The organism is Brevibacillus sp. Leaf182 (assembly GCF_001423865.2).
GTDB lineage: Bacteria > Bacillota > Bacilli > Brevibacillales > Brevibacillaceae > Brevibacillus > Brevibacillus brevis_C.
This window is the reverse complement of sequence record NZ_LMPN02000015.1, coordinates 671,567-691,071: the sequence shown is the minus strand read 5'-3', so window position 1 is coordinate 691,071 and position 19,505 is coordinate 671,567. Positions and strand designations below refer to the sequence as shown.

Here is a 19,505-nt window from a genome sequence, read left to right as displayed (position 1 = left end):
ATATCTATCGATCCAAGCGCCCCTGACAGTCTTTTGACAGGGGCTAAAAAAATTAACGAAAACTTTGATCAGATCGATTCAAAAATAGAGCAATTGGAAACTGTAGCAAAGTCAGAGATAGCTCATCTGCATAGGAGGGCAGATATTAATGAAAAAAACATTTTGGAAATGGCTCTTGAGTTGGAGACGGTAAAAGGGGCAGTTTTAAACGGATTGACAAGCAATATTTATATTGAATCCTTTATAGATGTAGAAGATGTCAAACTATTAAACGGGGCTACAAAGCATGACAGCAAGAATAAGAAAGTGTATCTGGCATAGAAGGGAGGAATAACCTTGTCAATTATTTCAAAAGCCTACGAAGCCCTGGGAGTTGGGACGGTGATATCAAACGCTGTTTTGAAAAAGGGTGACGTAGTAGTTACCTTTGCTACTTCTGGGAGCAGCGGAGTAGACGTAACCGCTACACTAAGTGCAGGAAGTATGACCCAGAAGTATACCCACGCGTACAACACCGCTGGGGCTTCACCCGATTCGGTTTGTGCCAGAGTATATACTGTAGATAATGACGTAACAGCAAACATTACGGTGAGCGGAAACAGCCAGTCGCAAGTTACAGTAGTATTCAGGAATGCCCAAATTGTGGACTGGGATAGTACAGGCTATGCGTCTGGTTCACCCACCCAGTCTATTCCAACAGGGTATTCTACACCTGGTATGGGCGTTCTGCTGGTAAACCGCTATACTCCACCTTCAAATCCGCCCAATTATACTTGGCTGACGAATGGGTCAGCTTCTGTTGGTTACTTGGACAATATTTCTACTCAGTTGGCTCAGCCTCCAGCGTTATCACATAGCGGGGGGACCTATTCTGCGACTATGGCCCTTATGCTTGCACCAGTGAATGCAGCCCCACACGTGCCCTCAATGAACCCAACAGGGACTCTTGCTGCTCCAGCAGTTCTAGCCACGTTGACACCTACACTGAACTGGTCATTTTCTGACCCAGACGTTGGGAACAGTCAGAAGGCGCGACAACTGAAAATATACGACGGGGCAACACTTATTTATGACAGTGGTAAAGTAGCCACAGGTAGCATGATCTTTACGTATCCATCCAGCGGGGTAACAGCTTTGCAGCCTGACAAAGTATACGGTTGGGAAGTCATCGTATGGGACAACCACGACGCCGCAAGCCCTTATTCTACTCGTCAATACTTTAAAACAACAAAAGCACCAACGGTAACTCCTAAGAGCCCGTTAGGGACAGGTGCCTTACCCTTAATGATAAGCCAAACGCCACGCGTACAATGGTCATATGCAGACACTGAAAATCATGTGCAAAACTCCTTTCAGGTAAGGATAAAAAGAGCGTCTGATGACGGTATTGCTCACGAAAGCGGACTTATCATTTCTACGAATACGTATTATGACGTACCAGTTGGTGTACTTGCAGCAGGAGTAACGTACTACTGGGAGGTACAAGTTAGAGATTCGACTAGTATGGTTAGTGGATTTTCGAAAGGGCAGTATTTCGTTATCAACGTACCTCCAGCCAAACCCATACCCGACCATATCCCAGACACGCTGCGGGTGGGGAAGCGACCCGTTTTCGAAGCAACAATAAATGACGATGTAGAAAACGACGCCCAGGCATTCGTTTTGCAGTTGGCGACAAACAGCGCGTTTACCGAAAACCTTTTGGATTTCAGAAGCGACTTTAGGATAGAGGGCTGGGAAGCCTTCGACGGCACCGTATGGGACACTTTTCAACCTGGCGGCAAAATCCGGCCTGCGCAGCTAGTAAGGGACTACGGTTTCGAAGGAGTTCTCGGAGGAATTTGGAAATGGGACGTAGGACCGCTGGGTACGGGCGACAAAATCAACAATGCGCACGAACAAAAGCGTAACGGAAACTACTCACTACGAATTGTTGCGGCTAGCGGAAACAATATCGGCGTACAGCAGGAATTAAAGGGCTGGAAACCAGGGGATAAGGTAACTCTAGACGCCTACGTTAATATCACGAAATACGCAACTGGAAGGCTAAACGTCGATTTAGTGGCGTATGACGCGAATGGTAAGAATTTGATAGATACATCCGGTATCGTCGCTGAAGGTATTACGACAGGCTTTACGAAATTTTCAGACGCTAGCATAACGATACCAGCAAACACTAAGACTTTACTGGTACGGGTTTTTGTAGATGGTACACCGAATATGACGGCATACATTGACGATGTAACGGTATCAATAGATGGGGTGAAGAAGTATAACAAAGTTCGCTATACCATAGGGGTAGACGCTTACTACGGAGAACCGCTTACCGAAGGAAAGGCTTACTACTGGCGAATGGCTGCGAAGGATGGCCTAACGGGTACACTGTCAGAATGGACAGATCAGCAGACGCTTACAAACCGATTGGGGACAAGTGGGAAATGTGAGAATGCAGCCGATTGGGGCGCGTACAATTGCACCGTTACAACGGATACGACAAACAAAGTAGATGGTAACGCCAGCATTAAGGTAACGGCTACCAATAAAAATGTAGCCGCAGCATTTAAGGACGTAGGAGGATGGAAAGCGGGTAAGTATTACGTAATTCTAGGTTTTATTAAAAATGGAAACGCGGAAAAAGGGGCGCGTATTATACCGAGCGGGCCTACATATAGTGCTAGCTGGCAAATCTATGACAAAACGAAATTTAATTTCTACTGGTGTAAAACCGCACCTACGACCGACTATCCCGGTAACCTAGATTTAGGTTTTTCACCGACCGAAGCAGGCCAGTACGCCTACTTTGACCAGGTAAGGGTGTATGAAATCTCGAAGGCTGAATACGAGCTGATTAGTGTTGATCCGTCATGGAGTGGCGAACTGTTGGCCCTGCGTTACCCGTATGTCGATAATACGCAGACCATCCCACGAAAAACACGGATACGCTGTGGAACAACACTGGCATTACAAACAAAGCCGATCAAGACGACTGCCCCAGTAGATCGCAGCGTATTTTCGAAGTTTGCTATGCTGCCTATTCACGTACCAGCGGTGAAACGGATAGAAAACACCGATTCAAGAATTACGTACAGTAGCGGCGGGCTTGCCTGGAACAATATTAACTACGTAGACGCTGGAAGCAGCGAGGGAACAAGTGCATACGTAGCAGGGACAGCCGGGGCCTGGGCCGAGCTGTCATTTATCGGTACAGGCATTCGTTTCGGAAGTTGGTTAAGCCCTTGGTACGGGCTGGTAGATGTTTATATAGACGATGTACTGGTTAAAACCGTAAGTCAGTATGTACCTGAGGGGTACGTAGGCGATACAAAGCAGCAAATCGTTTATGAAAACACTAAATTACCATATGGGCCGCACAAAATTAAAATCGTCAACCGAAACGAAAAAGTAGACCCCGCAGCCCTAGGGATGAGCTGCGCCCTTGACTTCTTCGAAATCCTAGACACAAGGGCTCCAGCCGTCTTAACTGTCCAATCTTCAAATAATGCGAATGACGCAACCCCGACCTGGGAGGATGTAACGGACGTCTTTTTGTCGGGGGACTACTACCGATATAAAAATATGGTTAAGACCGCGCCTGAATGGGGCTTGGCGCTAAAGATTACGGTAGACGCAAAAGAGCGGCTAGGTCCGATAGAAATTGACGGTTTCGGGATCAGTTACGAATAGGAAGGTGCGAAGCCATGGGCAGACACTTAAAACAAACCGATTTGGCTCAACTGCGTGCAAGTGAGCAAGCAAAGGTAAATACAGAGCTCCAATCAGCTTATGAAGCGATAACTGCATTACATGAGACTGTTGAGGTATTACAAAAAGAAGTTCAAACATTAAAAGGGGGTGAAAAATGATGGTGGTAAAATATATGATTCCGGTTTATGCCTACTTAGTAAAATGCGGCTGGTCACTAGAACCGACTGGGATGGAAGCAGAAAAAGTAATTCCGGAACCCTACCGCTTACCTGTTGCTGAACACTTAGCTACAGTACAAACAACTTAACGCCTTCTCTCAAAAGAGCGAAGGTGTTTTTTTATGGGGAGCTGCAAAGGCAGCTCCTTTATTTTTTGCCCCGAGGGGGGTGAGGAGAAGATGAGCTGATGAAATTTCTTCATAGCCTAGAAAACGTAGCAACCCCAGCAAACGCTTGGGCGACAACAGCGGGTGCAATCGTTTCACCCGTTTTTCATTATCTATATGGAACGAACCGCCAAGACATCCTGATTGTGCTCTTTTTCATGATTGTCTTGGATTGGATTACAGGCATTTCCGCAGCAAAAAAAGATCAATCCTACTCATCTGATTATGGGTTGTCCAGAATCCCACGCACAATGTTCCTCTTTGCTCTACCAGCCTTAGCCAATCTCTTAGATCGCGTCATGGGCACGCCAGGCTTTTTGTTTTACGGAGTAACGTTCGGTCTCATTTACCACACGTGGACGAGCCTGACCGCAAATGCACATCGAGCTGGCTGGCCTATGCCAAGGTCAGTTGAAAAATTGGTAGGATCGGAAATCAAAGCGAAAGCAGAGCGAGCTGCAAGAAAGGAGAACAAGTAAACATGAATATGACTATCTCGGGTGCGTGCGTGATCGACGTTCGCACCTCTTTGCCACGCCACAAAACGCTAAAGTATGGACGTCGAAAGCTGACTGATATCCGATCAGCAGCCCTCCACCATTCAGCTACAAAAAGCGGATCGCCAGAGGCGTTTGCAGGCTACCATGTTGTCACGAATGGATGGCCGGGTATTGCCTATCATTTTGTGATTCAAAAGGATGGGGTGATTTACTGGTGTAACGACCCAGAAACAATTTCCTACCACGTAGGCAATAGCAACCGTCATGCGCTTGGCATTTGTCTTGTAGGGGATTTCCGGACACAGCAACCAACCGCAGCACAACTCGATGCTGCGAATCGCCTGATCCAGCACTTGCAGGTACAGATTCCTACTATGAAGCAGGTGTTTGGTCACCAGGAGTACCCCGGCTACGCGTGGAAAAACTGTCCTGCATTCCCGATGGGCACATTCCGCACAAATTACTCACAATTCTTGCAAAAAGCTGTGGGTAAAGTGGACAAGCCCAAGCAGATTCCAGTTGCAATTAAGCTGAATGATGAGCTGCTTGCTGTAACTGGCTTTTTGCAGGAAGGCGTTTCTATGCTGCCAGTTCGGGCGGTAGCCAATGCTGCTGGTGGCAAAGTGGATTGGATCACGGCTACCCAAGATGTTCGGGTTAACGACATAGACCTGAATGAGACACTCATTGCAGGTTCAGCTTATGCCCCTGCCCGAGAGCTGGCTACTGCCCTTCGGCTAAAAATCGAATGGGATCAAGCAACAAAAACTGTGAAATTGAAAGGATGTGTAACAGTATGAAAGACTGGCTGACAAAGAATAAAAAAAGCGTGCTGCTGATCCTGGCTGGAGTACTCGGCATCGCAGGAGCTGCCACTGGATTAAGCAAAGACCTGCAACTCCAAATCGTTAGTATCTTTGAGCAACTACTGTCTTCCCCTCGCCCTTAATTGGGTGAGGGGCTTTTTTATTTTTGGGATAATCTTTTCAAGTGTAAGGCATGAATATACAAAATTACATATGCTTACAAAAGTTTACACTACAGGAATATTGAGTGGGGAAAATGAGTTATTTGGTAAAATGGATAGAGTGGTTCGGGACGTGCTGTGTGAATAGGGTACGTCTATTTTTTTGTCCAAAATAAGAACGTATGATCCTATATGTAAGGAGAGATTTTGTGATCAAACTTACAGACGTAGCTAATCAGAAGTTGCTGGATGCATTTCTAGCTCAAGCAGACATTCAACTACTATACCAACGAGTGCTTACTTCACCGGGGGACACTCAGAAGAGTGATGAACTGGATAGTAGACTTCAGGAGTTTTACGCTGAGGTCCAATTGACCAAATTTATTTCGTCACTCATTCGTTTTACAGCTATCGAGTTGGCTGTTCGAAATCAAAAGATAGGCAAGGTATGCCAGCCTACAGACGAGATTGAAATGGTTGTAGACAACCTTGTTAGCGACACTAACAAAAGTGAACGGGAGGACACATTTGAGTGGGAAGATGTATTAGCTGACAAACGAGTTTTGGATGCTGTTCAAACCCTCACTGAAAAGGAACAGGAGATACTTAAACTTCTATATTTAAGGAATCTCAAAGAGGCAGAGGCTGCGAGTCTGTCAGGCATTAGCCAACAAGCCGTTTCTAAAACAAAGAAACGAGCGTTACTGAAGATCAGAAAACAGCTAGAGGGAGGCGGAATACATGAGCCTGTTAACACTGGTAAAGCGAGCACAAAATAATGATGAGAGTGCAATGGTAGAGATCATAGAAAGATTTGAGCCAAAGATTCGGAAGTCGTTAAAATTCACGGATATAGGTGTACGTGAGGACATACATCAAGACATAATATTTCGAATGATTAAAGCTGTCAAATCTTATAGAATGGCGAATGAGGGTAACAGGTTGATTGATCGGGAACAATTATGATTCAAAAAATAAAAAAGAGGGAATGAAAGGTTGTATTATCAATCAATTCTTTCACCTTATATATTGAAAGGAAATTCTGGCCAGAATTCCTTACCAAATTAAAAGGTGGAATCACAATGAAAGAATTGAAAGGTAAAAAGATTGTTATTGACCCAGGACATGGCGGCGACTATCCAGGCAAGGAATATGAAGGTCGAGAAGAAGAAGATGTTACTTTGAAGATGAGTAAAATCCTTGAGGAACTGCTTGAAGCAGAAGGTGCAAAAGTCTATCTGACGCGTACTCGTGATGAGGATTTTGGTGGTACGGATGCGGATGATGATATCATGGAGCGAGTAAAATACATTAATAAGAAATACAAAGGTAAGGGTATTGACGTATTGATTAGTATTCATGTAAATACTGAACGGGCTTTCAATCGAATTGGTGCATTTTATCAAGAGGGTGCAAAAGCCTCCAAAACATTAGCGAAAAATATTGCTGTAAATATGGGTAAGAAAAGTTTTGAAGATGATTTAGCAATCCTACGTGAAACAACAGTAGCTGGTGCAAAATCGCTAATCGAAATTGCTCGAATCGACGAAGAGTGGCTAGATGATTCCGACAGATTGAAAGACGTTGCGAAGGAAATTGCACTGGGACTTAATGATTATTTTCATGACTTGCGACTTGGACGAGTGTAACCTCAACTATTGAAGAAAAATAGCAGATAAAAAATGTTGAGCAGTAATAAACTGCTCAACATTTTTATTAAAATCGGGACTCGTAGAGAGACTATTTTTTTTGCGTGAACTCCTTAGTATAGTTGGTTAGTCTTTCGATATATGCATCCATTTTGCCGAAATCTTTTATATACAGCTCCGCTTTACCATCTCCAGGGTAGTCCTTTTTATAATAAGTAGACGTAATGCTATTATTCAGTTCTTGTATTAGATCCGTAATTTCAATTAACTCCTTTGTTTTAATATTATCAACTGAGGTGTAGATTTTTGCAGGATGTGAAAATATTTCATTAAACTTATAGAATATTGTTTTCAATTCATCACGACCTAAAGCAGTGTCAATAGTTGATGAGTGATGCCTTATTGTTTTTAGTATTATATTAACATCACTAATAATTTCTGCATTTTGTTTGTCTGAATTAATCGTTTCCTCTAGTTCATCATAAGAGTTTGAAAGAAGAAATAAATTAGATCCAGAAATAATTTCAAGCCGTTGCTCAAGCTCTTTATTTTCTATTTGAAGATAAATCGCATAGATACTAATCAATAAAGTCAAACCAAGTATACCCCATTTTTTTACCATGTAATTACACTTCCTCCACTTTGTACATTTTTTCCTTTCAAAAATTATAACGGATTATTCATTCTAAAGGTTACACAAATGTAATTAACTAATAAGAGTGGCATTTATTATAGAAAGCTTTTCTTGCTAGCATAAGATACAGAACACAAGTGATGTAATAACTGCAACAGCAATAAATAAGCTGCAATACATTCAAATGCCCCGTCTAGGGGGCAGCGGGAAAGCCCATTTAACTGGACAAAGAGTGGCATGCTTCGTTCACAGTGTTTATTGATTTTATTCTTGCTTAGTAAAGAACCCGTCTCCTTAAAAACAGGGACGGGTTCTTTAATGTGAAGATGCTTACTCGCATCCTGCCAATACATGAATCAACCACTTTATTTAACCGTAACGTACATAGGTTTACTTTGTATCGACCGATTTCATGTCGATCATCTCCAAAATTTCATCGTAAGTCATTTTTTTGATTACATTATAGTCAAGTGCTCTAAGTATAAAGTCACGACGTAATCGCTCTTGTTCATTTTTGGGTTCAGGAAGATTTTCTCCTGTAGCTATAGTGTTAAAACGAGGATTAAAAGTTTCCATGTAGTCGTCTGCGTTAAGTTCAACCAATACTTCTTTGGTTGTACCGTCTTTTAGTGTTAGAAGGTAACTTGCTTTCACGAGATAACCGTCATTATTGGGGTTTCTCTCAGCCATAATATTTTTAATACTAACTTCTTTTGCGGGAAGTGTGCCTTGTTTCTGCATATCTAAGTATGTTGCGAGCTCTTTGTGGGTTGTAGATAATTCGCTCCTTACTCGTTCTTTTTCGTCTGGACGTAAATTCCAAGTGAGATAAAAATATGTATTCCATAGATCCTCTTCATTCTTTTGTGTAAATAAATGATGCCATTCGATTGCTAGTATTTCTGTCATTCGACTTAAGGTAGAGTCGTGGTTCTCTAACCGATCAAGAATTTCTAGCTTTTTACTATAATCTGCAGGCGTAGGTTGAGGACTTTCCTGTTTTGATACTGCATTGCTACTAGTCGAACAGCCAACTATCGAAACGGCAGAAAGCAAAATAAATAACGTTAACTTTTTGCACACTCAAATTACCACCTTTTTACATATTTATTATCTAAATTAATTGAAAATTGGACAAATAAACATTATAATCATATTGGCAATAATATACCACAAAATGGAAGGAATGGAAATATGAGAAAAGTAAGGGTAGGTATTCTTGGTTTTGCTCTCGCAGTATCAGCTGTAGTTAGTTCTGGCAATGGAACAGCTTACGCAGAAGGGATAAATCCATACGACGATTTTAACTGGCGTTGGGTTACTACTGATAGTGAATTAAGTAGGGGATACTCTAAGAGTCATAAAGGAATGGATATTGCAGTAAATAAAGAGCCAGTATACAGTCCACAAAGAGGAACCGTATTAAGTGCAGGTTATTGGACAAGTGCAGGCAATTATGTGGCAATTGAAACAAGAGACAAGGACCCTGACACGAATACTAAACTAGTAATTAGGTTTCTTCATTTAAAATCCAAATCTGTATCTACAGGTGATTCTGTGAGCAAAGGAGAAGAAATTGCGGTATCAGGAAATACTGGTACAGATAGTACTGGTCCTCATTTGCATATCGATATAAATAATGAAGGGAAGTATGATGGGAAGTACATTGATTATTCAAATTCAATTGATCCTAAATACTTCTGGCCTCACTATTTTGATGGCCCTACTTTTGCGCCACATGAAGAGCATCAAACCGAAGCGCATCAAACGGAAGATGAATTATTACGTAAATTTGATAGTGAAGAATACTTTTTTGAAGACACCCTTATAAATTATGTAGGGGAAGAAGAATTTATGAATTGGATTAATTCACAACCGTTGGAAGATCAAACAGTACCAAATTTTAAAAAGGCTTTTAATATCTCCGATGAAAAAGAAAAGAAATTAAAGCAACAAGCAAGGGAATAGCCGCAGAAATTAGATAACCCAATGTCAAATGACAACCCGTCCCTGTTTTGCGGAGACGAGTTTGCTTATGATTATGAAAAAACCCTCTTCCAATAATGGAGAGGGCATTGAAATTAGGGAAGGAAAGAGAGGACTTTAGTACATATCCTTTAACATAGAATAAGTTGAGCGTGCAGCATTTGCGATTGTGTCTGTAATTTAATCGAAAGTTGAATATACACCGTAATTAGTATAAATAAATTCATTAATACTCAAAATGTCCACGTAACAGTAATTCCTGAGCACCCTTAGCAGGGTGCTTTTTCTATTTTCTAATAGGAAGGGCAATGGAGTTAACGTTTAAACAATAATCATTGTTCCCCAAGCAAGAAACCGTCCGTTACGCTTAAATCGGTCGACTGTATGTATTGCAAAGTAAAAGTGCTTAATTTTGCAGCAAGTACTTATGCAGATTATGAACAAAACCCTATTTGAACATATTCACACCTCAATTTTATTGCATTTCTCTGTGTCTTGACAGGGTGTACTCTAAATGAACAAGTCTTGAAGGATTATAGGCTTATGTAAAATATTTACATTTGCTCGAGCCTTCTGTAAAATATAGGAAGTTTGATGTTTCCTGTGTTAAGGAGGAGTAGATATAATATGGGGGAAGGTAAGACAGTTCAACAATCAATACGATCAGAGATTGAACAGCATCTGAAAGAACGTGGTTACACACTGACTAGACTTAGCGAGATAACAGGTATTAATCAGGGAGTATTGAGCGACCTCTTAAATCGAATACCGCCACGTGCAATGACGATTGGTCACTTGGATGCACTCGCTCATGCGTTTGAGCAGTCTCAAGGCTGGCTGTACGAGTTGTACGAGGCCGAGTGTTTTGTGGAAGGAAGAGTGTCTCGATCCAGGGTTGTCCCCTTCCTGATTCGATGTGCGGAAATTGGTCGGCAGGATTGTATTGATTCGATTGTCTCCAAGCTACTGGACAATCAGAAAAACACGTCTATTCTCTTTCAGGTAGCTGAGGAACTCTTTACCAAAGGGAAACGTAAGGAATCGGTTCTTTTTTATCAGCTCGTCATTGATACGGATAAAAACAGTCACAATGAGCGCTTCGTCATCGCACAGTATCGATTATTTCGAGCTCTACAAGGTACCGATTCCGAGAAAAATTGGGGGGCTGTCATACAATTTGATCCATATCGAAAGAGACTACCTGAAAACTATCAATTGGATGCCCTATTACAGCTTGCCAATGTATGCTTTTCGCTTCACAAATGGAAGGATGTTGAGCGTTATGCAGATGAGCTAAGAGAGTTGGCAACTGCTGTTTATCAGGATGAGTTGCGTGGGAGAAACATCAACAGAAAAATCCTTCCGCTGAAGACAGAGCGGCATTTAGTTGTATACTACGGTCAGGGATTCCTTTTGAAGAGTGCTGCTCTTGAAAAACAAGGATTGTATGAAGAAGCGAAGGAATATATCTCTGGTTATGCTGATCTGAGTTGGTTTGAACTGTTGGATGAAACAGGACAGATGGAGGTAGAAAAGTTTCGACAGTGGGCAACGGCTAATCACTATACGCTAGATGTCCTCCTGGGTAACATCGATGTTCTGCCAATTTACACTCGTTTCCTAATCGATCACCCAAAAGAGATCCTCTCTGGCCTAATAGCCATAATGGAATCGGCCAATAAGCATGGATTTTTAGTGGATGGGATTCTCAAACAATTTTCAAATCAGATCAATGATTTTAACGATTATGATAACCTCATCCAGACGGATCGTTATTTTCGTTTTCGATATGAACTAGCTATGTATCGACTTCACAATGGTCAGTACGTGAACGGAATGGAGGATACTTTACGCTGCTTGGTTTTATCGACTATCATGAAGAATGACAGTGGCTTCATACGTTGCGTTACACTATTCGAAGCTTTCCGATCACATGCAACAGATCAACAAAAAAGGGAGTACAAGCGAATCATGGAGGGGATACGAAATGAAGAGGTCGATTTTGCTATCAATAGCATTAGTTTTGGGACTGTGTAGCAGCGTCACGAGTGGACAAGCAGCAATCCCTAAAGGAACAGTTATACAATATGAACACGGTGTTGGTGGGTAAATACTGACCGAAGGTAATCATCCTCTTTTGAGGATGATTTTTTTTACTATTCAAATTTTATCAACCGCCCACTTCCTGAATGCTAGTATATAGTTATAAATGTACTTTAATGTAATAAAATGGGAGGTGATAACCATAGGAGCTATTGCCTATAAAAAGGGCGTTCCACCCCTTTGCCAGGTTAACGGAACGCCCACAGAAGGAGCAGTTACAGCTCCTATAAGTAAATGTACCACGCCACCAAAAGATCGGGAAGGAGGAACATATCAAGATATCGGTCACTTGAAAAAAAATGTGGAACAATTGCGCGAACAACTGGTGCAATTGTATTTAGAGAAGAATGATTTGTTGGATAATGAAGTCGTGGATTTAAGCCAGCAATTGGATAAATACATTCTAGCAATTCAATTAAAAATGATGAAAAAAGAATAAAAGTGAGATGCTAATTCATACTTTATTGAAAGGAATGAATTAAAATGAATTTTAAAAGAGTAATATCGTTTGGATTGTTATGCTTACTATTGGTTTTTGGTAGTTTTACCACAGCTTTGGCACAAGAAAACTCTTCAACATTTTTGGAAAATATTAAATTAGAGGATATTGGTAACCACTCAGATATTGAAGATTTCATTAGAAAGCAAGGATTTGAACATCTATTAAGCACTGGGAACGAGAAGTATAATTTCCTATCAGAACATATTGATTTTACTGAGATGGAAAAACCATTAATCCTGCGTGAAATTAGTGATAGTGATATTGAGGAGATAGTGAATGAGCTAGGATTGAACATGCCCGAACCGCAAGAAATTACAATTGAGGAAAATTTGCTAGTAGAGCGTTCACCAGATAATGCAGTTAGTAACGTGTGGTACCTTGCATACAGTACGACTGGTTCTGATTTTTCTGTTGATATTCTAAATGTTGGTAGGGATAAAATTGATTCGATTTCTGGAACTTTAATAAAGTATAATAAGCAAAGACAAGATTGGCGGACCGATGGTAGCATTAGATTCAACAAAAAAGATGTTGGTACTGGTAACGTATTTAAATGGATACAAAGCAAAGAAGCTGTATCTGATTATTTTGAATATGATATAACCGTAATTGAGGATGGAACAACTTGGATATATAAAAATAAAACTGGCGACAAAAAATTCCAATGGCAAAGATATAACTTCGATGCTGGTGCCTATAGTTCAATGGATACATTAGGAGGAGAAAGACACCACATCGTTGCAGCTAGCTCATTAGAGAAAGCTGGTTTTCAAAATACTGGACAGTTTCCTGCTGTTAGAATGATGTATGATGACCATGTAAAAACGCCTAACTGGGGAAATTACACTTCTTCTCAAAGATTTAGAGAATTAGAATTGCAATATATGAATAACAAAGATTATATGGGCTTACTTAAATTTGAAGTCGACGGTTTAAAAGGAAAAAATGACCCGGAAGGGAAATATAAAACCTTAGCAGATAAGTATAACGATTATATTGTTGCGGCATCCTACTTGGCACTACAATTTTGGGGTGTAAAGTAATATAAAAGTAACATTAATCTGAACACATCCTTACTCTTCTAATAGTTTAAGGTTGTGTTCAGATTTTCCATTACCAAGATACTAGGGGGATAATATGAAAAATTTAATTATTGAGGAAGGACACTCAATAGATGTAATTAAGCTTGGAATGACTAAAGAAGAAGTCGAGAGATATGTTCAGTTGAGTAAGAATGATTCTATTGAAGCGCATTTTTATGAAGATGTTCAATGCGAATATGATGCAGATGGAAAAGTGTCTCATATTCATATTTCCAATTCATTGAAAGACTATTACTATTGTTTGTTTAGAGGTATTAATGTGTTTAATACGAAAGCAAGCAAGCTCGTAGAAATACTAGATAAGATTTCACCGTTCGATAGAAATGAAGAGGCTTCTTTAGGCTACTCATATACCTTTCCGCATTTGGGATTGTCCCTTTGGAGAGGAAACGTACTTAATGATGAGGATTTAGAAGCAGATTGGTTTAAAGAACTTAAACCAAGTATACAAGAGGATGAGATGAAGAATTTGTATTTTGAAACTGTAAGTATTTATTCGATTTCTAATTCCCCAATTGATAATGCCGGTAATCCTTAGCGTACAGGATACCGGCTTTTTTTCTGTCATCCAGGCTTAGCGTACAAAATCCGCATTTTGTTGGCGGTACCCCTTAACAAAAAGGGTATCGAATATCCTAAGTATAGAGACGCTCATAGTAGAATAAAAATGTTTGAGCCTGATGAAGCAGACCTCGCTTGGCTTCCTAAATCCCAGCGAGAACAAAGAGATCCAGGGGTTAGGAAGGAATATATTAAATGGTATGAGAATAAGTATGGTGTACCAAATTTTAATTGGAGCGATGTAGATATCCACCATATTATTCCATTGGCTTATGGTGGGTACAATGACTTCGACAACTTGATTCCATTACCAGAGGATTTTCATAGGCAGGAAGTTACCCCTTGGTGGGCATCTTATGGTAAGTACGTACCAGATGGAGATGACTACTAAAGCAGGAAAGGAGATCTGCTTTTGGAAGGAAATATTTGCTTAATGGCACTAGAGGGATTGAAAAGTCGGCTTGATAAAGACAACACACTGTTGGTGCAAAATTCAGGAGGGGATGTGTTTCAAGCTGTTTTTTCATTTAATACTCCCGCAACTGATTCTGAGATAGAAAAATTCTCAAGAGTTACAGGATGGAGCATACCAGTAGATTTCCGAAAATTCATACAAATACACAATGGAGCTAGGCTCTTCCGGGACATAAAATATGGAGGTGGATATGAGCTATTAAGCCTAGAGAAAATTATACACAATCATCTTGATTATATGCCTAAACATTGGTATCCAATCTCTGTGAGCAATGGTGACTATATCTTTATTGATTCAAATCGTGTAAAAGAAGGAAAAGCGCATTATTTAGTTCGCTTTGATCACGATGATGATGTTGTTCCAGAAAATGGTTCAACTATGAAGATGAATTTTGAAACTTGGTTGGAAAGATTAATCATTGCTCAAGGAACAGAGTTTTGGACTTGGTAAGTGGAAATAAAGAAGGGGCTGTCTCACGATTGAGAGACACCCCTCTTTTTAATATCGAAACCTGTAATACATCAACGTTTCTGAGGTACTTCTCTAGTTTTTAGGTTGTTTCGTCAGCTGTGACAGCTACGCTGGTTTTGTTAACGTGGGAATTTCGCGTTTTGCTGACGGCACCATAGTTAATTACATGATCGCTAAGGTCTTACCGAACAAATTTCGCATTTAGTTGGCGGTCCTCTTACCAAAAAGTTCCTTAGCGTATATTTTCGTTAAAATGTTGGCGCTCCCCCTTATATAATAGTTCTTCTTGTGGTGGTTGTATAGGGCGTTGTCTTTGTTGCCATAATGATAAAAATCATCTTCGAAAGGAACAAGTACTTATGTATTTTTTTTCTCGTTTTTATAAAAAATACCCCTCACAAAAAAGAATAAAAATGGGAAAAATGAATCAAATGCACGAGGAAACGGCTGAAGATCGTCTCATTAGCATCGAATTATTTCAGAATATCAAAGAAATAAAGCAAAAATTCCCAGCATCTCCTGATTTAGTCATTCACCAATTTACAACTGGTTTAAAGCAGACACGAGTTGCCCTGGTCTATCTTGACGGGTTAACAGATAAAAATTCACTGAATAATAACATTTTGCGTCCGATGATGTACGACTCCAGAGAAGTAAATGAAACTCCGTTACCAACGATCAGCAGTTGTCGTACGGTTTCATCTTGGCGTGATGTGGAAAACGCTATCTTGCAGGGAGAAAGTGTGCTTTTTTTTGAAGGGCAGGTTGAAGTTCGGGTTTTCGATACAACAGGTTGGCCGCAACGTTCCATTGAAGACCCACAGTTGGAAAGCTCGTTAAAAGGGGCGCATCAAGGATTTGTTGAGACAGGCGTGCAAAATATAGCCCTGCTTCGAAGATATATTCCGAATCTCGAACTACGTATCAAGGAACATATAGTAGGGCGTCGGGGAAAAACGAACGTCTGGATCATGTATTTAGAAGACATTGCGCATCCAGAAGTTCTTAAAGAACTAGAAAAACGAATAGAACAAATTGATATTGATGCTGTGATCAATACGGGGGAACTCGCCGAATACATCGAGGATAATCGGTATTCACCTTTCCCGCAATTCATCTTGACAGAGCGTCCGGATTCAGCAGTTTCCCAGTTATTACAAGGCCGCTTTGTCGTTGTCGTTGATCGTTCCCCCAGCGTAATCATTGCACCAGCCACGTTTATCTCTTTCTTCCAAAGCGTGGACGATTACAGCATGCGTTGGCTAATCGCCTCGTTTATTCGTCTACTTCGTTTTTTGGCTTTCATGATTGCCTTGCTTTTGCCGGCCGTTTACATCGCCTTCCTCTCCTTTAATTACGAGGTTGTACCGCTTCAATTGTTCCTATCGATAGCCGAGTCAAGGGCACGAGTACCGTTTCCTCCGCTGTTGGAAGCCATGATGATGGAAATCATGCTGGAAATGATGCGAGAAGCTGGAATCCGGCTTCCTGCTCCCGTTGGACAAACAATCGGTATCGTGGGGGGCATCGTTGTCGGTCAAGCAGCTGTACAAGCGGGTATAGTCAGCAACATCATGGTTATTGTAGTTGCCTCTACCGCTATCGCTTCGTTCATTCTACCCAGCTACGATATGGGAACAGCTGTCAGACTGCTGCGTTTTCCGATGATGCTGATGGCTTCGCTGTTTGGAATTATTGGGATCGTCATCGGTTTTATGACTCTACTTGCCCATCTAGTTGCCTTGGAATCTCTTGGAACTCCATACGGTAGCCCTCTGGCTCCATTCCGTTGGCAAGACATGAGGGATACGTTCGTTCGGTTCCCATTATGGTCAATGTTTCAGCGCCCGAAAAGTACCAGAGCGATCCAAGAGATCAGGATGGGCCGAAAACGATCAAAGGAGAAGGATTCGTGAGTAAATATGCTATGAACGGAATCACCTTGATGCAGTATATTATTCTAATCCATGCTTCTCAAGTGGGAACCGGAATATTCTCGCTTCCGAGGCAGTTGGCTGAAACAAGTGGAACGGATGGATGGATGACAGTTTTGTTAGCTTGGATTATCAATTGTTTGGCGGGATGGATCATGCTGCTGACACTTAGAAAGTATCCGGACTTCACGCTTTTAGACCTGTTGTCCTACTTATTCGGGAAATGGTTGGGCAAACTATTAGCCCTCCCTTTGATTATCTACTTCGCTTCTTTTGGCTTGGTCATCATGGTCAATTCGATGCTCTACATCAAGTCATGGTTTTTGACGAAAACGCCAGCTTACTTGGTGGTGCTTCTGTTCGCTATTCCTAGTTATCTTGTTGTTCGCAATGGTTTACGCGTTCAAGCTCGATATATTGAGTTGGTCTTTTACATGACGATGTGGATGCCGCTTTTCATGTTGATTCCAGTAGGGGAAGGAAATACGCTTTTTCTGCTTCCCTTTCTCAAGGAAGGGTGGCTACCAGTGTTGCAAGGATTGCCGAAAACGGTTTTCGCTTACGCCGGTTTCGAGATCCTCTTTATTATTTATCCATTTCTGCAAAAAAAAAAATACGCCATACACGGATTTTTAATCGGGAATACACTAACGCTGCTTTATTATTTGTTTATTACCATCGTTTGTTTTATTTTTTATACACCTGACGGAATCACAACCTTAAATCAACCAGTGCTGAGCTTGCTAAAGAATATCGAGTTTCGCTTTCTGGAGCGATTCGATATGATTTTTCTGGCGATTTATTTGCTGGTGGTGTCAAAAGCCTGGATCATCTACATTTCCTGTGCGGTTTTCTCTACCGCTCAAATATTTAAGAAACAAGATCACAGCATTTTCAGTGGCATCTATTTTTTGTTTGCTGTCGCGTCTGTTTATGTCATGAACCCTACATGGAATCAAAGCGAGGAATGGACAAAGCTGCTAAGCAAGGCGGCATTTGGTGTCATGTACATGTTTCCTGTTGTTCTTTATATCTATGTACGAGGTTTTGAAATGTTGCGGAGGGGAAAAACTGGATGAAAAAGCTGTTGTTTGCACTCTTATCTCTGACTCTTTTTACGACAGGGTGCATGGACAAGATGAATATCGAAGATGTATCCCTGTCGCTCTTGATTGGTATTGACCTCGATGAAAATAACAACCTCATCTTTTCGACATCAAGCCCTGTATTTAGCGAGGAAGCAAAAATCAAGGAGGAAGTTTACATATCGCCAGCGATAACGATGCGGGAATCGCGGGAAGAAGACGACAAAACCTTTATGGCGCTGACAGTCGGCGGTAAAGTTCAGGCAATTTTGGTCGGGAAACGTGTGATGCAACACAAGGGCTGGTTAAAGTTGTTGGAGCCTTTACTCCGCGACCCAAAAAACTCGATCACTGGAAGAATCGTGATGGTGGATGGGAACGCATACGATGTGATAAGTTATTTGCCGAAAGATAAACCACGCCTCCCCCTTTACTTGACAAAACTGATTGATACCGCTCACCTTCGCAATATATGCACGAAAACAACCCTGCAAGATTTGCGTCGGGCTACATACGAGAGCGGGATCACCGCAAATGTAACCGAGATAAAAAAAGAGAAGAAGCTGTTTGTAACCGGAACCGCGCTGCTTGGTGAGGAAGGCGAGTACAAGTTCTCCCTCGCTCCCACGGAGAACAAGCTACTCCGCATTTTGCAGCATGACACCAAAGGGGAGTTTTCTTTTACATTTAAAAACCCTAACCAACCCGTCGGTGAGATTTTTCCGGCGACTGCCTACAGTTTTTCGACCAGTGGCATTTCCGTCAAAACAACAACCGATTATGTGTCGGACAAGTTCAAGTTTGACATTAACGTACAAATGAGAGTAGTTCTAACCGAACGGCTGTTCAAATTGGATATCAGAAAAGAATCAAAAAAATTGGAGCAGGAGATCGAACAGGAAATGACGAAACGAATGAAGAAGCTTATTCACAAGATTCAAACAGCTAAAATTGACCCTATCGGGCTCGGAATATACGCTCGTGCTTATGAGTATGAACATTGGAAACCAGTGAAGGAACGGTGGGGAGAAACATTAGCGAAAGCAGATGTGAAGGTAAGCGTAAAAGTAATTATTGCAGGTATGGGAATCAGTAAATAATCGGTTTTTATCATTGGGCAATTAGAAAAAAAGCTCATCACTCAAAATATAAAAACAGGTACCGCGGAGAACAGTGGTCAGCGGTATCTGAACATACTCTTGTCAAGTAGACAGATTTAAAAAGAGCTCCATAAAATTATTAAGTGCTTTGTTTCCCCCCAATACATTAACAAGGATAGAGTCGGTGATTCCTCTAAATGGGGAAAACCGGCTTTCTTCGTATAAAAAGTTCCTTACCGTACAAGTTTCGCATTTGGCTGGCGGTACCACATTATAGGATGGCGAAATTTTCCAATAGCAGAAATATGCTGATTTGCACCGCCTAGTAGCCAACCCGTTCCTAAC

At 41.2% G+C, this 19,505-nt stretch carries 21 protein-coding genes and 1 pseudogene; 20 read left to right on the top strand and 2 right to left on the bottom strand.

What is annotated here, in order from left to right:
- From ASG16_RS30650 to ASG16_RS05970, 10 genes and pseudogenes are all read left to right on the top strand, one after another.
- Nucleotides 1-321: pseudogene (locus tag ASG16_RS30650) on the top strand (hypothetical protein); the annotation flags it as partial.
- Between the two features lie 15 nt (nucleotides 322-336).
- On the top strand, nucleotides 337-3,684 hold the full coding sequence (locus ASG16_RS05995; protein WP_056488811.1) for a glycoside hydrolase family 78 protein: 3,348 nt from the start codon (nucleotides 337-339) through the stop codon (nucleotides 3,682-3,684).
- 14 nt (nucleotides 3,685-3,698) lie between these two features.
- The gene (locus ASG16_RS30645; protein WP_157966764.1) at nucleotides 3,699-3,863 is read left to right on the top strand and encodes a hypothetical protein; all 165 of its coding nucleotides are present in this window, start codon (nucleotides 3,699-3,701) and stop codon (nucleotides 3,861-3,863) included.
- Nucleotides 3,860-4,012 carry a CD1375 family protein gene (locus ASG16_RS30830; RefSeq protein ID WP_167403236.1) on the top strand — a complete coding sequence of 51 codons (153 nt, stop codon included), beginning with the start codon at nucleotides 3,860-3,862 and terminating at the stop codon, nucleotides 4,010-4,012. The genes ASG16_RS30645 and ASG16_RS30830 overlap by 4 nt, the downstream gene beginning before the upstream one ends.
- A gap of 98 nt (nucleotides 4,013-4,110) precedes the next feature.
- Nucleotides 4,111-4,569: a phage holin family protein gene (locus ASG16_RS05990; RefSeq protein ID WP_056488812.1), complete on the top strand. Its 459-nt coding sequence runs from the start codon at nucleotides 4,111-4,113 to the stop codon at nucleotides 4,567-4,569.
- A gap of 2 nt (nucleotides 4,570-4,571) precedes the next feature.
- Entirely contained in the window at nucleotides 4,572-5,390 is an 819-nt protein-coding gene (locus tag ASG16_RS05985) for an N-acetylmuramoyl-L-alanine amidase (protein ID WP_056488814.1), read from the top strand.
- Nucleotides 5,387-5,539: a hypothetical protein gene (locus ASG16_RS30640; RefSeq protein WP_157966763.1), complete on the top strand. Its 153-nt coding sequence runs from the start codon at nucleotides 5,387-5,389 to the stop codon at nucleotides 5,537-5,539. The genes ASG16_RS05985 and ASG16_RS30640 overlap by 4 nt, the downstream gene beginning before the upstream one ends.
- Nucleotides 5,540-5,766: 227 nt before the next feature.
- The gene (locus ASG16_RS05980; RefSeq protein WP_056488815.1) at nucleotides 5,767-6,336 is read left to right on the top strand and encodes a sigma-70 family RNA polymerase sigma factor; all 570 of its coding nucleotides are present in this window, start codon (nucleotides 5,767-5,769) and stop codon (nucleotides 6,334-6,336) included.
- Nucleotides 6,299-6,523, top strand: coding sequence for a helix-turn-helix domain-containing protein (locus ASG16_RS05975; RefSeq protein ID WP_056488816.1), 225 nt, complete (start codon nucleotides 6,299-6,301; stop codon nucleotides 6,521-6,523). Before ASG16_RS05980 ends, ASG16_RS05975 begins: the two co-directional genes overlap by 38 nt.
- A gap of 116 nt (nucleotides 6,524-6,639) precedes the next feature.
- Nucleotides 6,640-7,206 (top strand): N-acetylmuramoyl-L-alanine amidase family protein, encoded by a 567-nt coding sequence (locus tag ASG16_RS05970; protein WP_056488817.1) that lies wholly within the window; start codon nucleotides 6,640-6,642, stop codon nucleotides 7,204-7,206.
- Nucleotides 7,207-7,297: 91 nt separating this feature from the next.
- On the opposite strand, the gene ASG16_RS05965 is transcribed toward ASG16_RS05970, so the two are convergent.
- Nucleotides 7,298-7,828 carry a hypothetical protein gene (locus ASG16_RS05965; RefSeq protein WP_056488821.1) on the bottom strand — a complete coding sequence of 177 codons (531 nt, stop codon included), beginning with the start codon at nucleotides 7,826-7,828 and terminating at the stop codon, nucleotides 7,298-7,300.
- Between the two features lie 402 nt (nucleotides 7,829-8,230).
- A complete protein-coding gene (locus tag ASG16_RS05960; RefSeq protein ID WP_056488822.1) occupies nucleotides 8,231-8,923 on the bottom strand; it encodes a hypothetical protein in 693 nt (230 codons plus the stop codon).
- A gap of 111 nt (nucleotides 8,924-9,034) precedes the next feature.
- Here ASG16_RS05960 and ASG16_RS05955 point away from each other — a divergent pair, with 111 nt between their 5' ends.
- The 10 genes from ASG16_RS05955 (at nucleotide 9,035) to ASG16_RS05910 (ending at nucleotide 19,160) form a co-directional block, all read left to right on the top strand.
- On the top strand, nucleotides 9,035-9,808 hold the full coding sequence (locus ASG16_RS05955) for a M23 family metallopeptidase (RefSeq protein WP_056488823.1): 774 nt from the start codon (nucleotides 9,035-9,037) through the stop codon (nucleotides 9,806-9,808).
- Between the two features lie 645 nt (nucleotides 9,809-10,453).
- A complete protein-coding gene (locus tag ASG16_RS05950; protein ID WP_056488824.1) occupies nucleotides 10,454-11,863 on the top strand; it encodes a helix-turn-helix domain-containing protein in 1,410 nt (469 codons plus the stop codon).
- Between the two features lie 199 nt (nucleotides 11,864-12,062).
- A complete protein-coding gene (locus ASG16_RS05945; protein WP_111914383.1) occupies nucleotides 12,063-12,368 on the top strand; it encodes an aspartyl-phosphate phosphatase Spo0E family protein in 306 nt (101 codons plus the stop codon).
- 44 nt (nucleotides 12,369-12,412) lie between these two features.
- Nucleotides 12,413-13,474, top strand: a complete 1,062-nt coding sequence (locus tag ASG16_RS05940) for a hypothetical protein (RefSeq protein WP_241970695.1) — start codon at nucleotides 12,413-12,415, stop codon at nucleotides 13,472-13,474.
- Nucleotides 13,475-13,568: 94 nt separating this feature from the next.
- Nucleotides 13,569-14,072, top strand: coding sequence for a hypothetical protein (locus tag ASG16_RS05935; protein ID WP_056488826.1), 504 nt, complete (start codon nucleotides 13,569-13,571; stop codon nucleotides 14,070-14,072).
- A gap of 129 nt (nucleotides 14,073-14,201) precedes the next feature.
- On the top strand, nucleotides 14,202-14,486 hold the full coding sequence (locus tag ASG16_RS05930) for an HNH endonuclease (protein ID WP_056488831.1): 285 nt from the start codon (nucleotides 14,202-14,204) through the stop codon (nucleotides 14,484-14,486).
- 21 nt (nucleotides 14,487-14,507) lie between these two features.
- The gene (locus tag ASG16_RS05925) at nucleotides 14,508-15,020 is read left to right on the top strand and encodes an SMI1/KNR4 family protein (protein WP_056488832.1); all 513 of its coding nucleotides are present in this window, start codon (nucleotides 14,508-14,510) and stop codon (nucleotides 15,018-15,020) included.
- Between the two features lie 380 nt (nucleotides 15,021-15,400).
- The gene (locus ASG16_RS05920; RefSeq protein WP_056488833.1) at nucleotides 15,401-16,957 is read left to right on the top strand and encodes a spore germination protein; all 1,557 of its coding nucleotides are present in this window, start codon (nucleotides 15,401-15,403) and stop codon (nucleotides 16,955-16,957) included.
- Nucleotides 16,954-18,054 (top strand): GerAB/ArcD/ProY family transporter, encoded by a 1,101-nt coding sequence (locus tag ASG16_RS05915; RefSeq protein WP_056488835.1) that lies wholly within the window; start codon nucleotides 16,954-16,956, stop codon nucleotides 18,052-18,054. The genes ASG16_RS05920 and ASG16_RS05915 overlap by 4 nt, the downstream gene beginning before the upstream one ends.
- Entirely contained in the window at nucleotides 18,051-19,160 is a 1,110-nt protein-coding gene (locus ASG16_RS05910; RefSeq protein WP_056488836.1) for a Ger(x)C family spore germination protein, read from the top strand. Before ASG16_RS05915 ends, ASG16_RS05910 begins: the two co-directional genes overlap by 4 nt.
- Nucleotides 19,161-19,505: the final 345 nt, after the last annotated feature.

What these genes read in the sequence shown, in the direction of transcription:
- ASG16_RS05975 (WP_056488816.1), top strand. Translation starts at nt 6,299, where the DNA reads ATGAGCCTGTTAACACTGGTAAAGCGAGCACAAAATAATGATGAGAGT.
- ASG16_RS05965 (WP_056488821.1), bottom strand. Translation starts at nt 7,828, where the DNA reads ATGGTAAAAAAATGGGGTATACTTGGTTTGACTTTATTGATTAGTATC.
- ASG16_RS05920 (WP_056488833.1), top strand. Translation starts at nt 15,401, where the DNA reads ATGTATTTTTTTTCTCGTTTTTATAAAAAATACCCCTCACAAAAAAGA.
- ASG16_RS05930 (WP_056488831.1), top strand. Translation starts at nt 14,202, where the DNA reads ATGTTTGAGCCTGATGAAGCAGACCTCGCTTGGCTTCCTAAATCCCAG.
- ASG16_RS05955 (WP_056488823.1), top strand. Translation starts at nt 9,035, where the DNA reads ATGAGAAAAGTAAGGGTAGGTATTCTTGGTTTTGCTCTCGCAGTATCA.
- ASG16_RS05985 (WP_056488814.1), top strand. Translation starts at nt 4,572, where the DNA reads ATGAATATGACTATCTCGGGTGCGTGCGTGATCGACGTTCGCACCTCT.
- ASG16_RS30645 (WP_157966764.1), top strand. Translation starts at nt 3,699, where the DNA reads ATGGGCAGACACTTAAAACAAACCGATTTGGCTCAACTGCGTGCAAGT.
- ASG16_RS05935 (WP_056488826.1), top strand. Translation starts at nt 13,569, where the DNA reads ATGAAAAATTTAATTATTGAGGAAGGACACTCAATAGATGTAATTAAG.
- ASG16_RS05940 (WP_241970695.1), top strand. Translation starts at nt 12,413, where the DNA reads ATGAATTTTAAAAGAGTAATATCGTTTGGATTGTTATGCTTACTATTG.
- ASG16_RS30640 (WP_157966763.1), top strand. Translation starts at nt 5,387, where the DNA reads ATGAAAGACTGGCTGACAAAGAATAAAAAAAGCGTGCTGCTGATCCTG.
- ASG16_RS30830 (WP_167403236.1), top strand. Translation starts at nt 3,860, where the DNA reads ATGATGGTGGTAAAATATATGATTCCGGTTTATGCCTACTTAGTAAAA.
- ASG16_RS05910 (WP_056488836.1), top strand. Translation starts at nt 18,051, where the DNA reads ATGAAAAAGCTGTTGTTTGCACTCTTATCTCTGACTCTTTTTACGACA.
- ASG16_RS05950 (WP_056488824.1), top strand. Translation starts at nt 10,454, where the DNA reads ATGGGGGAAGGTAAGACAGTTCAACAATCAATACGATCAGAGATTGAA.
- ASG16_RS05970 (WP_056488817.1), top strand. Translation starts at nt 6,640, where the DNA reads ATGAAAGAATTGAAAGGTAAAAAGATTGTTATTGACCCAGGACATGGC.
- ASG16_RS05990 (WP_056488812.1), top strand. Translation starts at nt 4,111, where the DNA reads ATGAAATTTCTTCATAGCCTAGAAAACGTAGCAACCCCAGCAAACGCT.